Source organism: Gemmatimonadaceae bacterium (genome assembly GCA_020846935.1).
Taxonomy (GTDB): domain Bacteria; phylum Gemmatimonadota; class Gemmatimonadetes; order Gemmatimonadales; family Gemmatimonadaceae; genus RBC101.
This window is the reverse complement of the sequence record JADLCY010000001.1, coordinates 886,444-900,721: the sequence shown is the minus strand read 5'-3', so window position 1 is coordinate 900,721 and position 14,278 is coordinate 886,444. Positions and strand designations below refer to the sequence as shown.

Here is a 14,278-nt window from a genome sequence, read left to right as displayed (position 1 = left end):
CATACCATGACCCGAATCTCCCGCAGTCTCGCGTCCCGTGCCCGGCGCCTCGCGGCGTGCGGCCTGATCGCGCTGGCCGGCGTCGCCTGCTTTGAAGACGGGGCACTCAACGTCGACCCGAACCGATCCACCACCGCCGAGCCGGCGCTGCTGTTCTCCGGTGCGGAGGTGAAGTTCTCGCTCCTGCGCGTGGCCGAACTCACATGGCCGGTCGCCCTCATGAACCAGATGTGGGCCTCGGGCGCCGCGTGGGGGCTGGCGCAGGCTCAATACGACCAGACGCGCGTACGCAGCGCGTGGGGCGCCATCTACGTGGACGTGCTCAAGAACCTGATGCTCGCCACCAAGGAGGCCAACGCGCGGACGCCAAAGCCCAACAACACGCTGGCGCAGCTCAAGATCTACACGGCGTTCGTCTACTCGCAGACCACGTACCTGTGGGGCGACATCCCGTTCACGGAAGCGGCGACGGGCGAGGTGGACATCCCCAAGTTCGACTCGCAGGAGGTCGTGCTCAACGGCTGCATCAAGCTGCTCGATGAAGCGCTGGCGCTGATCGACGCCAATTCGGCGAAGATCGGCGCACCGAACGACCTGTACTACGGCGGCGACATGACCAAGTGGCGGCGCTTCGCGAACTCGCTGAAGTTCCGCATCCTGATGACGATGGTCGACGCGGACCCGACGAAGGCCGCGGCGATCGGTGCGATGGCCTCACAGGCGATGATCGCCTCGCGCGGGGACGACATGAAGTTCCCGTACTTCGACACTCCGGGACGCCAGAATCCGCGCTACTCGTTCACGCAGATCTTTCGCGGTGGCGTGCAGCAGGACTGGTACGCATCGAACGTGATGTTCGCCGAGATGGTGCCGTTCAACGATCCGCGCCTGCCGATCTTCTTCCAGCCCGGCCCGGCGGCGTCTTCGACGGAGTACCTCTCGCTCAACCCGGTCGAGCCCCGCACCACCCGTTCGGCACTCGTGCACCTGAACATGCTCAAGGCCAACCTCCCCGAGGTGTCGTTCTCGTACTCCGAGCAGATCCTGCTCGAGGCCGAAGCCACGGCGCGCGGATTCTGGCCCGGCGGCGTCGGCCTCGCCGACACGCGCTTCCGCGCGGGCGTCCGCGAATCCATGGGCGCACTCGGCGTGGCCTCCGGCGCGATCGACACCTATGTGAACGCGCTTCCGACGCTCACGGCCGCCAACTACCGCCGCGAGCTCAACCGTCAGCAGTGGCTCGATCTGTTCATGCGCCCGGCGGACGCGTGGGTCCAGTGGCGGCGCAGCGGCCCGGTCGGGCAGGAGCACCCGACGATGACGGTCCCCACCGGCGCCCTGGCCACGTCGCTCGCGCGCCGGCTGCTCTATCGCAGCGAGGAGATCAACTCGAACCCCAACACGCCGAGCGGCCTCACGGTGGACAAGCCAGTGTGGTTCGACAAATGATGACCAACATCGCATGGCGCCGCCGCACGTGGCGGCGCCTCGGGGCGACTGCCCTGGTTGCAACGGCCATCGCGTGTGCGGGACGAACGGCCGGGTCGCAGGCGTCACCGCGCGTGCGCATCGACACCGATGCCGGGCCGATCATCGTGGAGGTCTATACGACCAGAGCGCCGGTGACCGCCGCGAACTTCCTGCGCTACGTGACCGAGCGGCGCTATGACGGCGGGGCGTTCTATCGGGTCGTCACCATGCAGAACCAGCCCACCAGCCCGGTCAAGATCGAGGTCATCCAGGGTGGGTTGGACACCGATAGTACCAAACGCCTCCCCGCCATCGCGCACGAGACCAACGACAAGACCGGGATCAGGCACGAAGACGGCACGATCAGCATGGCGCGCGGGACACCCGGCAGTGCGTCGAGCGAGTTCTTCTTCTGCATCGGCGCACAGCCCGAGCTGGACTTTGGCGGCAAGCGCAACCCTGACGGCCAGGGCTTTGCGGCCTTCGGCAAGGTCGTACAGGGGATGGACGTCGTGCGTCGCATCCAGCAGATGCCGGCCGATTCGGCACCGCCACAGCGACTGCGAAACGTCGTCCGCATCAGGAGCATCCGCGCAATGTGACGGGTGGTGACGGGCCGGCCCTACCGGCCCGTCGCCGATTGGCTCGGCAGGCAGTCGCTTCTCTGCAACCTGCCTTTGGCAGGTAGGCCAGGCAGCCCGAGTACGCCTCGCCCTCGACCCCTCCCCTGAGAGTCCCCCCGCCGCTCCCTCCAGTGGACGGTTGACAGTCGGGCCTCCACCGGCCGTTCGTTGGAACGGCCAGGGAGTCCTGCTGAAAGCGTCCCGATTCACGACCGAGCCGATCATCGTCATTTTGCAGGAGCACGCCGCTGGCGCGGCGCCCGCGGACCTGATCCGGCGCCATGGCATCTCGCGCCCTGGTTAGGCAGCCGTCCAACATGTGGCGCGTCCAGCACTTACATGGCGCTGGCGGCGATCCGCGTGAACGAGCGCGTCAGGGCTTGACGAGCGCGACCGACACTCGTGGCCCGGCACTGCTCACCTTGGGACATCCTTCGCTTAAGGAGGCGTATTGGGCATCGAGCGCTATCGTACGCGTTGCGTAACCCGGTGCGCTCATCGCAAACCGGTAGCTGCCGGAACTTGCTGCAAATCCGCACGCAACAGTGCATCGCAGGACCTGTCCCTCGACGATGGCCTGGATGGCTGGAGCTTTAGCACGATCTACGAGCACACTGACGTCGGTCACTGGGGCGCCTTGGAAGTATACGTCGCTGATTGTCACGATGGGGATCGCGATGCCGCTTACGGAGTCCTGGACCGACGCAATCGTGATCAGGGGCTCACCAGCACGGATGAAGCAGGCTTCTCCCGCGCTCGCGCAAGCACTGAGAAGCAGGAGAGTAATAGTGACCACTGGCAGTAGAGCGCCTGAGCGCAGCCGCGACCGCTGGCTTAGGTTTATTCGCCGCACGATGGGGCCCCCCCGGACACGCTCACTGCCACATTTGACGAGCCGGATGTGGCGTCCGGCGCGGTCACAAGAACAGCAATATTGTGAAATCCCCCGCCGTTGGTGTATGAGAGTGTTGCGGAGTTTGTACCTGCCGGGGAGCCGTTCACGCTCCAAGCGTAGGTAAAGGGACCAGGTGATCCCGCGACGACGGCCACGTACTGGCAGGAAACGCCCGGCTGAACGAGGGAGGGGCCGCTGATTGAAGCAACAATCGAATTGCTTGGATTAATCCGTGAGTAGAGCACACGGTTGGCGACTCCTAAGCCGTTGCCCACAACCACGGAACTCGCCCCATTCAACACCGTCGTCCTTAGCTGCGACGCCGATAAGGAGGAGTTCGCGGCGAGGATCGCTGCTGCCACTCCAGCCGCCAAAGGCGTGGCAAGCGAAGTTCCGCTCTGCACTGACACGGCTGAGTTGCTGCCCGTCCATGCGACCTCCATAAACTCGCCAGGTGCCATTAGCGAGACCGTGTTGCCCCAAGCCGTGTTCGCCGACCTTGCATCGCCCGAATTTGTTGCTCCAACAACTACGGAGCCAGCCGACCGATTGCTCCGATCCTGAAATGCATCGGCATTCCAGTTGCCGGCTGATTTGAATAGCAGGATGTTCGCCGCAACTACTTGCGCCGGGAAAGCGTTGCCCGTCGCACCTCGCCATACTGACAGGTACATCTTGGGCGTCACTGGCGCAACTATTGCAGCCGAGCTCGCCTAAGCAGCAGATGCGCTCGCTTGGACACAGTCACGTGCTTCATTCGGTGTGAGCCGGCCGTCTATGCTACCTAACGAATCTGTAGAACAACCCGCCGCGGCCGCGCGAGCGGCTGAGACTTTGCAGGGTTGCTGGGTGAAGCTCGAGCGTGGTTCGTCCCCCGTCGAGGAGCGCCCATGGCCCGCTACAAGTACATCGACACCCAGCCCCGCTTGCGGCCGGTGGACCTGGCCCAGCAGCTGATGCCGGGCACCTTCGCACAGGCCGTGCATCATTGGGTGGCGCACGCGATCTACCTGTCGCACTTCGACGCGCGGTTCAAGGACGACACGACCGGCGCGCTCGTCCAGCCGCGCGGCCGCGCCAGCGGCGGCGTTGTACCCTCGGACCTGCGCCAACTTCGCCTTGCATACCGCTGCGTGCCGAGACCTGCCAGCGGTGTGGCGCGAGAGCGCGGGACGCTTGGACCCGCGATGCATTGAGGGCGGCCGGCGGATTGTCCCTTGCGGTGCGGCTTGGAAGGCGGTCGATTCTCCTGCAACCTGCCTTTGGCAGGTAGGCAAGGCAGCCACAGCGCCGCCTCGCCCTCGACTCCTCCCCCCTCCCGAGGTGTCCCATGAGAGCCACGTACCCCGCCGTGCTGGTGGCCACATCCGTCACGCTGGTAGCCACTGCCATGGCGCCGAACGCCACGCGGGCGCAGGCGCCCGCCACGACGCGTTCATACGTGCAGGTGGTCCGGCTCAAGCCGGAGATGGTGACCGAGTGGATGACGTTGCCGCGAACGGAAGTGATTCCGGCGCAGAAGAAGGCTGGCATTGCGTCGCGCATCACGCTGGCGACACAGGTTGGCAATGCGTTCGAGTACTTCATCCTGACGCCATTCCCGACCTGGGCGGCCATGGATGGCGATGCGCCGCTCGTTCGCGCGCTCGGCGCCGAAGGCGCGGCCCAACTCAACGCCAAGCTCCGTCGGTGCATCCTGACCCAGGCGTCCTACATGACCAACCGGCAGGATAGCCTGACCATCGACCCCGGTCCTGCGCTGGTGTGGCGTGTGGTCCTTCGCAAGATCCTGCCCGGGAAGATGCCTGAGTACCTTGCCTGGCACCGAGCCGAAGTGCTGCCCGCGATGCAGAAGGCAAAGGCCGCTGGCAAGATCGCTGGCTCCACCGTTGCCGTGCGGGGCGCCGGCGCGGCAAGCGGGGAGTTCACCGTCGTGACGTACCACAACACGTTTGCGGAGCTGCAGGCTGGCGACCCCATCACCCAGGTACTGGGTGCCCAGGCGGCTACAGCGATCAATGCAAAGAATGCGCTCTACTCGACGCCGGTGAGAGTCGACATACGTCGGCGAGTCGCCGACTTGAGCTACTAGGACTGACGCGCGCGCCGTGGGCCGATGCGCCCCCGGCGCGTTCGCGGCGATCGCGAGCCGGCACGCGCGGCCGCACGCCTTGGCGCCCTGCTCTTGCGCTCCGCCCACGGGTGAGCGCCGCCCGATGCGACGGATCGCCTCTGGTGGCGGTGGACCGATCGTGTATTCTGTCACGGCTCACACCCTCAGCATCCAATGGCGCGCGCACTCGTGATCGGTGGTACCCTCTTCATGGGCCGCGCGCTCGTGGATCTGCTCCTCGAGCGCGGTGATGACGTGGTCATCATGCACCGCGGGCACGGCACGCCGTTCGGGCCGCGCGTCGACGAGATCCGGTGCGATCGCAACGACATCGTTGCCGTGCGGACCGCACTCGAAGGGCGCCAGTTCGACGTCGTCTACGACATGGTCTACGACTGGCAGCGTGGCACGACCGCCGATCAGGTGAGCGCGGCCGCGACTGCCGCGGCACAGGGGCTCGCGCGCTACGTGTTCACATCGAGCGTGGCCGTGTACCCGCCGGGCGGCGACCACGACGAAGACGCGCCGCTCGTGCCTTCGGACGTTCCGAATCCGTATGCCGCGCACAAGGCTGACAGCGAGCGCGCCCTCTTCGCGCTGCACCGGGATCGCGCGATCCCCGTGACCACGCTGCGTCCGGCGTTCGTCTACGGCGAGAACAATCCGTTCGAGCGCGAGGCGTTTTTCTGGGATCGGCTCGTGGCCGGCCGCCCGATCCTCGTGCCCGACGATGGGCGGGCGACGATGCAGTGGGTGTATGCTCGTGATGTGGCGCGCGCGGCAGTGCTCGCATCAGCGAGTGACGCGGTCCTCGGGTGCGGCGTGAACCTGGCAAACTACCCGCCCATCACGCAGCGCGAGTTCGTGGAGGCGCTTGGCCGCGCCGCTGGCCGCGCGCCGAAACTGGTGTTCGTCCCGCGCGAGCAACTGCTCGCGCTCGGTGGCCAGCTGTTCCAGCCGCCGTACTACTTTGGCGCGTACCTCGACGTCCCCCCGATCACCGTACGCGCCGATCTCGTGCGCATGGGCCTGGGGCTCGAACTGACGCCAATGGACGAGGGGCTGGCCAGAACCTACGAATGGTACCAGCGCCAGCAGCGGCCACGCCCCGATTTCTCATGGGAGGATTCGGTGCTCGCAGCGATCGGGTGATCCCGGCGCCGACGTCCGGAAGAATGCATCCGGACGTCGCACGCCCCGCGCGACCGCAGGCGCAGGATCGGGGGCGCCGCCGTCAGGAGATCGGCTTTCGGGGCGCTACAAACACGTTCGGGACGCCGAGCTCCTGCAGCAATCGGTTGAATGCGGCCAGGTCTTCGGCCTCCAGCCGCTGCAGTCGTTGCAGCTGCACCTGGAGCTTGGTGTTGAGCTGGTCGTAGATCTCGCCGTGCTGCCTGGTGGGCGCAAAGTCGCCTTGCTGCACCTGCGCGTTGAGCGTGATGAACCAGTTGTAGAGCTTGACCGGCTGGTCGAGCGTACACTGGTCGACGTGGCAGGCGATTTCGTAGAGTTCCTCGCGCACCGACTCGAACCGACCACGCACCGCCTTCGCCGCACTGTCGACGCGAGCGGCGTAGGCCTGGTCCTTCGTCTGCTGCACCTTGCCGTCGATCTGCTTCTGGATGTCTTCGGTGCGCTGCGTGTTCTCCACGATCTCGTTGATGCGCTCCTGCACCCGCAGCGCGGCGGCGTATTGCGCCTGGAGGTCCGCGGTGGTGGTGATGGCGGCGATGCGCGGATCGGCGATGACCTCGAAGTGGTGCGTCAGCGTGTCGGAGCCGGCGATGAGTCGTGCGGTGTACTGGCCCGGTGGCACCATAGGTCCACCAAGGTGCCCCTCGTCGATCACCGTGTTGTCCATCTTCTTCGCATCTTCGACCTGCAGGTTCCAGGCGAAACGGTTGCCGCCGGCCCGGGCCGGCACCTTGTCCGTTCCCGGCATGTAGGCGAGACTGTCGGCGCGAGTCGCGTCAGCGCGGCGGGCCAGGGAGTCCCTGGCGCCCATGGCCGTATCGGCCTTGCCTTCACTGTCGAACGACCGGAGCACCTTGCCGGAGCCATCGAGAAACTGGAGTGTCACCTTTGCGGTCGGCTTGGCGGCGAACCAGTAGTCGATGTAGGCGCCTCCGGCCGGGTTGGCCCCGGCGGTGTTGATGCCGCGCGAGCCACCGCGCCAGCGGACGGCGGTTGCGGGCTGGAACAGGTGCATGCGCTTCGACGTGACGCTGTCGGCCAACTGACGCAGGGGCGAGAGGTCGTCGATCACCCAGAACGCCCGGCCGTGCGTGGCGGCGATCAGGTCATTGTCATGAACTTTGAGGTCGCGGACGCTGACGCGCGGAAGGTTGAGCTGCAACGGCTCCCATGTCGCGCCGTCGTCGAACGACACGTGCACGCCGAGCTCACTGCCACTGTACAACAGTCCGCGCCGCTTCGGGTCTTCACGCACCACACGTGAGTAGGCGTTGGCCGGCAGGCCCCGGACAATCTTCGTCCAGGTCCGCCCATAGTCCGCCGTCTTCCACAACGACGGCGCAAAGTCGTCCTGCTGATAGCGGTTGGCGGCGATGTAGGCCACGGCAGGGTCGTGCGGCGACGGATCGATATGCGCCGTGCGCGTGAGTCGCCCGTAGCCCGGCGGGGTCACGTCCTGCCAGGTCGTGCCGTTGTCCCGCGATACATGCACCTTTCCGTCATCGGACCCGGCCCACAGCACACCCTTCTGTCGCGGCGACTCCATGAACGCGTAGATCGTCGCGTACCACTCGGCGCCGGTCATCTCACCGTGGATCGGGCCACCGGTGCGTTCGAGCGTCTTTGGATCCGCCGTGGTGAGGTCGGGAGAAATGCGCTCCCAGCTCGCGCCCTCGGTCGTCGAACGCCAGACGTGCTGCGACGTCACGTACAGCGTCTTCGGGTCGTGCGGCGAGATGAGCACCGGAAACGTCCATTGAAAGCGGTGCGGCACGTCTTTCGCGCCCCACCCGTCAAAGTTGCGCAGGCCAACCGAGATGTCGCGCTCCTGCCGCGTCCGATGGTCGTAGCGCGAAAAGGAGCCCATGTAGCAGCCGCCATAGGTGATCATCGGATCGCGCGGATCCACGGCGACCGTGGCGTTCTCGCAACCGGCAACGGAGTAGTAGTCCCGCTCCCCGATGCTGCCATCGTCAGAGCGCGACATCACCGACACCGCCGAGTTGTCCTGTTGCGCACCGTAGATGCGATACGGCCATTGGTTGTCCGTCGTGACGTGGTAGAACTGCGCCGTGGGCTGGTTGTACATGGTTGACCATGTCGCGCCCTGGTCGAACGACACCTGCGCGCCACCGTCGTTGCCGTTGATCATGCGACGGTTGTCCTTCGGGTCGATCCACAGCGGGTGCGTGTCGCCATGCGGGACGCGCACCACGGTGAACGTCTTGCCGCCGTCGATGGATCGCATGACCTGCAGGTTCATCACGTACACCGTGTTCTCGTCCGTCGGGTCAGCGGTGACCGCGGAGTAGTACCAGGCGCGCACCCAGAAGCGCGGGTCGGTGTTCATGCGCTGCCACGTGTCGCCGGCGTCGTCGGAGCGGAAGATGCCGCCTGACGAGTCCGGCGCCTCGATGCTGGCGTAGATGCGGCGCGGGTTGGCCGGCGACACGTCGAGGCCGATCTTGCCGAGTGGCGTGCGCGGAATGCCCGGATTGAACGTGATCTCGGTCCACGTGTCCCCACCGTCCGCCGTCTTCCAGATGCCGCTTCGGCCGCCACCGGCGTTCATGGACCAGGGTGTGCGCTGGAACTTCCAGAACGACGCGTAGATGATGCGCGGGTTGCTCGGGTCCATCGACAGGTCGTTGGCGCCGGTCGAATCATTGATGAACAGGACCTTGGCCCACGACTTGCCACCGTCCGTCGTGCGGAACACGCCGCGCTCCGCATTCGGTCCGAACGCGTGGCCAATCGCTGACACGAACACGCGATCGGGGTTGCGCGGGTCGATCACCACGTCGGTGATCTGGTGCGTGTCGGTGAGGCCGAGGTGCTTCCACGTCTGGCCGGCGTCGGTGGAACGGTAGACGCCGGTGCCGAAGGTGAGGTCTTCGCGCAGCTGCGACTCGCCGGTGCCGACGTAGATCACGTTGGGGTCCGACGGCGCGGCGGCAATGGCGCCTACCGATGAAATGTCGGTCGTTCCGTCGGTGACGTTGTTCCACGATTGGCCACCGTTCGTGGTCTTCCACACGCCGCCGTTCACGCTGCCGTGGTAGAACACGAACGGACGCGTGGGGTCGCCGGCGACGGCCACCACTCGGCCGCCGCGGATCGGGCCCACGTTGCGCCATCGCAGCGATTTGAACCGCGCCGACGTCGCCGACGGTGCGGTGTAGAGCGTGGGGTCGTAGGCCGGCGCGCCCACCGCCTGCTGCGGTGCCGCAGGTCGAGTGCGCTGGGCACTCGCGAGGGATGCGCCGAGGGAAAGTGCGGTGAAGGCGAACGCGAGGGTGCGGACAGGTCGCATGGACGGAGACTCGACGGAGGGCCCGGCCGCCGGACGCGGCCGAGGGGCGAAAACTAGCCCTGGGCCCCTGAAAGGTCAGGTCGAGCGACCGCGCACGGCGCGCGCTCATCCCGCGACGCCCGGCCCGCCTATCGCTTCCAGCCCGCCAGGTTCTCGGCCACCACCGGCACGTCCATGTGCTGCAACAGCAGCTCGAACCGACGCTGCTCCTCCTTCAGGAACTTTGCCTGATCAGGATAGAGCGCCTTCGCGATCGTCGAGGAGTCGAAGTCGTCGTGCGCCACGTCGGCGTTCTTCCACACGATGGTGAACCGCAGGTCCCAGCGATCGGCTTCGCCGGCATGATAGACCGGAGTCACCGCCGACATCGACACGATGCGTCCCATCTCCTGCTGTCGCTGCAGGATCGGGAAGTGGTTCCGCTTGTAGAGATCCATCCACTCCGCCGTGTGGCCCCACTTGATCCTGTAGTAATAGTCGACGGTGAACGGCTTGTCGGCCTGGGCCTGGACCGTGCTGGCGCTGGACGAAGCTGCCAGGACGAATGCAAAGGCGTGCAGCAGGGCTTGGCGCATCTGGCGGGGGAAGAGTTGCCCGAATCTACGCGTTCCATGCCCAGCCGGCGACGGAACGAGCGCGAGAACGAAGCCTCCCGCGTCTCCACCGCTGTCCGGTGCTCCTTCGTTGGGTACTACGCCTCCGCCCCAGTCATTGATGCCACGTCGTCCACACGCGCTCACCGCCGCGGAACGCAAGGAGGTTGCTGCCACGCACGGCGTGAGGAGGGAGTTCGTCCAGCCGCTTCACGTTGCCTCCGCCGAGCACGACGTAGTCGCAAAGCAAGGCGACGCGAAGGATCTCCGTGACGTGGTGCACGTGGCGCTTCCACTTGCGGGCGCCGAGTCGCTGGAGGCCGCGTACGCCAAGGTAGTCCTCGTAGCTCTTTCCCTCCCGATAGGGCAGGTGCGCCAGTTCGAGCGGTTGCACGCTGGTGGCGTCTACGGTCGCCGAGCCGAGTCCCGTGCCAAGGCCGAGAAACAGCATGCGCCGGCCGCGATAGCTCCCGATGGCCTGCATCGCGGCATCGTTCACCAGACGGACGGGATGTTCGAAGGCCTCCTCGTACGCGAACCGCGTCCAGCCTCGGCCAAGGTTGTGCGGATTGCGGATCGGTTGTCCGTCGCGCACGGGCCCGGGGTAGCCAATGGTGACGACGTCGTATCGCCAATCCGCCGTTCCTGCGCGAACGGACTTCACCATCTGCGCCGGCGTGAGCGAGGGGCCCGACGGCAGCTTGAGCACGCGGCGCTCGCCGGCAATGGCAACCTTGACGTGGGTGCCACCGACGTCGACGACGAGGATGCGGCGTGGCCCGCCCCGTTGGCGTCGCGCGGTCATCGCGGATCGATCCATCCGCCGACACCGGCAACGAGGGCCGGCGCTTCAGCAGGGCCCCAACTGCCGACGGGGTACGAGGTCGGGAGGCGGTCGACATGGAGCAGGGGATCGACGATGCGCCACGCCGCCTCCACCGCGTCCTGACGCGCAAAGAGCGTCGGCTCGCCCTGCATGGCGTCGCCGAGCAGACGCTCGTAGGCGTCCATCTCGTCCGACGTCTTCTGGCGCGTCATCGAGAGCTCGATAGGCGTGCCCGCCATGCCTTCACCGGGCACCTTGGCGCTCGCGCCTAACGCGATCGCCACGTCGGGACCGAGCCGGAATCGCACGTAGTTGCCCATCGCCGGCTCCGCTTCGTTGAACACCACCTGCGGCGGCGCCTTGAGTTCCACATAAACCTCGGTTGCGGTCACGGCGAGCGACTTGCCCGCGCGGATGTAGAACGGAACGCCCGCCCAGCGCCACGAGTCGACCTCGACGCGCACGGCCCCAAAGGTGGGCACGCGTGAGTCCGGGGCCACGCCTGCGGCCTCACGATAGCCCTCGAACTGACCAAGCACCGCGGTTGCCGGGTCGAGGGGCCGGATGCTGCGCAACACCTTGGCCTGTTCGTCGCGGATCGCTTCCGGATACGCGCTGCTCGGCGGCTCCATGGCGAGAAACCCAACGACCTGGAGCAGGTGGTTCTGGATCACGTCACGCACCACGCCGGCTTCTTCGTAGAACTTCCCGCGTCCCGCCACGCCGAACGATTCGGCCATCGTGATCTGCACGTTCTCCACGTAGTTCCGGTTCCAGACCGGTTCGAAGAACGCGTTGGCGAAGCGGAAGTAGAGCAGATTCTGCACCGCTTCCTTTCCCAGGTAGTGATCGATGCGGAAGATCGACGACTCGTCGAAGCGCGCGTGCAGCGTGGCGTTGAGCGCCATGGCGGACCCAAGGTCGCGTCCGAACGGCTTCTCGAGAATCACGCGCCCGCGTGACGTGCAATCCGACGTCGCGAGGCCCTCCACCACTGTGGTGAACAGCGAGGGTGGAATCGCGAGGTAGAACAGCGGTTGTCGACTTGCGCCGAGCGCCTGCCGGATCCGGCCGTAGGTCTCGGACTCGAGGTAGTTGCCCCGCACGTATGCGAGCCGGGAGGCGAGCGCGGCAAACGCTTTCTCGTCGATCGACACCTTCGCGTCGGTGAGCGACGCGTGCGCGCGCGCGACGAGTTGCTCCCGGGACATGTCGGTGGACGCGACGCCGACCACCGGGAGGTCGAGTACTCCCCGTCGCGCCATCGCGTACAGGGCCGGGAAGATCTTCCTGTACGCGAGGTCGCCAGTGATTCCGAAGAAGACGAGGGCGTCGGAGCGCGCGCCGTTCATGCGTGCGGCCTCTCCACGTGGCCACCGAACTGATGACGAAGCGCGGAGAGCATCTTGTTGGCGTAGTCGGCTTCACCTCGCGAGGTGAAGCGCTCGAAGAGCGCGCCAGCCAGTACGTGGATCGGTACGCCGAGGTCGTTTGCTGCGGCGAGCGTCCACCGCCCCTCGCCGGAGTCGGAGACGCGGCCCTGGTAGCCGGCGAGCGCCGGGTCGTCGGCGAGAGCCTGCGTCGCCAGGTCCAGGAGCCACGACGGGATCACGCTGCCGCGCCGCCACAGTTCGGCGATCTCGCCAACGTCGAAATCGTATCGGTAGTACTCGGGGTGATCGAGCGGCGTGGTCTCGGCGTCGATGGCGCGCTCGTGTCGGCCCGCCCCCGCGTGACGCAGCAGGTTGAAGCCCTCGGCATACGCCTGCATCATGCCGTATTCGATCGCATTGTGGATCATCTTCACGAAGTGGCCCGCGCCGGCAGGGCCACAATGCAGAAAGCCGTGGTCCGCCGTGGAGTCGGTGCGCGTGCGACCCGCGGTTGGGGGAGCCGCGTGCGCTCCGGGCGCGAGCGTCTCGAAGATCGGGCGCAGCCGCTGCACGACGTCGGCCTCGCCACCGATCATGAGGCAGTAGCCCCGGTCGAGCCCGAATACGCCGCCGCTGGTGCCGCAGTCTACATAGTGAATGCCGGCCGAGCCCAGCCGCCTGGCCCGCGTGATGTCGTCGTGGAAGCGCGAGTTGCCGCCGTCGATGATCGTGTCGTCCGGTGCCAGATGCGGCAGGAGGTCGTCGATGGCACGGTCGACGATCGCCGCGGGCACCATGAGCCACACGAAGCGCGGCGACGGAAGTGCTGCGGCGAGCGCTGCCGGTGACGCCGCACCGACGGCGCCCTCGGCGGCCAGTGTCGCCACGGCGTCGGCGGCGCGATCGTACGCCACGCAGCGATGCCCGTCCTTCATGAGGCGCCGAACCATGTTGGCGCCCATGCGCCCCAGACCGACCATGCCGAGGTCCATCGCGTGTCCCGTGAAAGAGTGGTGCGTGCGCGCCGCGGCGCGAGCGGCGCCGCGAGGCTAACGTACAAGGTGGCATGATGCACACAAGTTCACCCGGAGTGCCCGACCCTCGCGTTCACGTGGCGGACGCGGCTGCGCTCGCGCGGATGCTCGTGCGAGAGGCGGCGACCGTGTGTGCACATGCTCTTGCCACGCGCGGGGCCTGGACGATCGCCGTGCCCGGGGGCTCGGTGCTCGAGCTGCTGGTGCCTGCCCTGGCCGAGGCGGCGCTCCCGTGGGATCGCGCGCACCTCGTACAATGCGACGAGCGCGTGGTGCCGGCGGGCGACCCCAGGTCCAACTGGTCGGCGTTGCGCGCGCTGCCGGCCTTTGCGCACCTGGCAGGCGCGATGCTGCACCGCATGCCCGTGGAGCTGGGCGAAGACGCACCGGTGGTGTATGAGGAGACGCTGACGCGGGTCGCCGGCCGCCCGCCCGTGCTCGACATCGTCCTGTTGGGTATCGGCGAAGACGGCCATGTGGCGTCGCTCTTCCCCGGGCACGCAGTCGCGCGCGCGACCTCGGCGAGTGTTGTCATGGAGCACGATGCGCCAAAAACACCGCCGCAGCGTCTCTCGCTCACGCTGCCGGTGCTCACCGGCGCCTCGCTCACCGTGCTTGCCGCGTTCGGTACCTCCAAGCGAGACGCGGTGCGCCGCACGCTCGACCCTCAGGGTGATGTGCCGGCTGCCGCGGTGTTTCGGGGCGCGCGGCGCGCCCTGCTGCTGATTGATCCGGCGGCGGCGCCAAACTCCGCGGGTTGATCCTGCGTGCATCGCCGAGATGGGCCCCCGGAGGTGGCGAGATATGCCCTATGGCCATGAGCGTCGTCGGCGCGACGGCCGCC

General features: G+C 66.9%; 12 protein-coding genes. 6 read left to right on the top strand and 6 right to left on the bottom strand.

The window, feature by feature from the left end; genetic code table 11:
- The first annotated feature begins 6 nt into the window (after window positions 1-6).
- Window positions 7-1,449 (top strand): SusD/RagB family nutrient-binding outer membrane lipoprotein, encoded by a 1,443-nt coding sequence (locus IT361_03770; protein MCC6316788.1) that lies wholly within the window; start codon window positions 7-9, stop codon window positions 1,447-1,449.
- Window positions 1,449-2,072: a peptidylprolyl isomerase gene (locus IT361_03765; GenBank protein MCC6316787.1), complete on the top strand. Its 624-nt coding sequence runs from the start codon at window positions 1,449-1,451 to the stop codon at window positions 2,070-2,072. The genes IT361_03770 and IT361_03765 overlap by 1 nt, the downstream gene beginning before the upstream one ends.
- 861 nt (window positions 2,073-2,933) lie before the next feature.
- Here IT361_03765 and IT361_03760 read toward each other — a convergent pair.
- A complete protein-coding gene (locus IT361_03760; protein ID MCC6316786.1) occupies window positions 2,934-3,674 on the bottom strand; it encodes a S8 family serine peptidase in 741 nt (246 codons plus the stop codon).
- 204 nt (window positions 3,675-3,878) lie between these two features.
- Here IT361_03760 and IT361_03755 point away from each other — a divergent pair, with 204 nt between their 5' ends.
- The 3 genes from IT361_03755 (at window position 3,879) to IT361_03745 (ending at window position 6,253) form a co-directional block, all read left to right on the top strand.
- On the top strand, window positions 3,879-4,184 hold the full coding sequence (locus IT361_03755) for a hypothetical protein (protein MCC6316785.1): 306 nt from the start codon (window positions 3,879-3,881) through the stop codon (window positions 4,182-4,184).
- A gap of 134 nt (window positions 4,185-4,318) precedes the next feature.
- On the top strand, window positions 4,319-5,080 hold the full coding sequence (locus IT361_03750) for a hypothetical protein (protein MCC6316784.1): 762 nt from the start codon (window positions 4,319-4,321) through the stop codon (window positions 5,078-5,080).
- A 195-nt stretch (window positions 5,081-5,275) separates the two neighbouring features.
- Entirely contained in the window at window positions 5,276-6,253 is a 978-nt protein-coding gene (locus tag IT361_03745; protein ID MCC6316783.1) for an NAD-dependent epimerase/dehydratase family protein, read from the top strand.
- A gap of 82 nt (window positions 6,254-6,335) precedes the next feature.
- Here the strand turns inward: IT361_03745 and IT361_03740 are convergent, their stop codons facing one another.
- The 5 genes from IT361_03740 to gnd all read right to left on the bottom strand — a co-directional run bounded on the left by IT361_03740 (window position 6,336) and on the right by gnd (window position 13,392).
- Window positions 6,336-9,608: a glycosyl hydrolase gene (locus tag IT361_03740; GenBank protein MCC6316782.1), complete on the bottom strand. Its 3,273-nt coding sequence runs from the start codon at window positions 9,606-9,608 to the stop codon at window positions 6,336-6,338.
- Window positions 9,609-9,736: 128 nt separating this feature from the next.
- The gene (locus IT361_03735) at window positions 9,737-10,183 is read right to left on the bottom strand and encodes a hypothetical protein (GenBank protein ID MCC6316781.1); all 447 of its coding nucleotides are present in this window, start codon (window positions 10,181-10,183) and stop codon (window positions 9,737-9,739) included.
- A 133-nt stretch (window positions 10,184-10,316) separates the two neighbouring features.
- Window positions 10,317-11,006, bottom strand: coding sequence for an ROK family protein (locus IT361_03730; protein ID MCC6316780.1), 690 nt, complete (start codon window positions 11,004-11,006; stop codon window positions 10,317-10,319).
- The gene (gene zwf / locus IT361_03725; protein ID MCC6316779.1) at window positions 11,003-12,379 is read right to left on the bottom strand and encodes a glucose-6-phosphate dehydrogenase; all 1,377 of its coding nucleotides are present in this window, start codon (window positions 12,377-12,379) and stop codon (window positions 11,003-11,005) included. Before zwf ends, IT361_03730 begins: the two co-directional genes overlap by 4 nt.
- A complete protein-coding gene (gene gnd / locus IT361_03720; protein ID MCC6316778.1) occupies window positions 12,376-13,392 on the bottom strand; it encodes a decarboxylating 6-phosphogluconate dehydrogenase in 1,017 nt (338 codons plus the stop codon). Before gnd ends, zwf begins: the two co-directional genes overlap by 4 nt.
- A 98-nt stretch (window positions 13,393-13,490) precedes the next feature.
- Between gnd and pgl the strand changes: the two genes are divergently transcribed.
- The gene (gene pgl / locus IT361_03715; GenBank protein ID MCC6316777.1) at window positions 13,491-14,195 is read left to right on the top strand and encodes a 6-phosphogluconolactonase; all 705 of its coding nucleotides are present in this window, start codon (window positions 13,491-13,493) and stop codon (window positions 14,193-14,195) included.
- Window positions 14,196-14,278 lie beyond the last annotated feature (83 nt).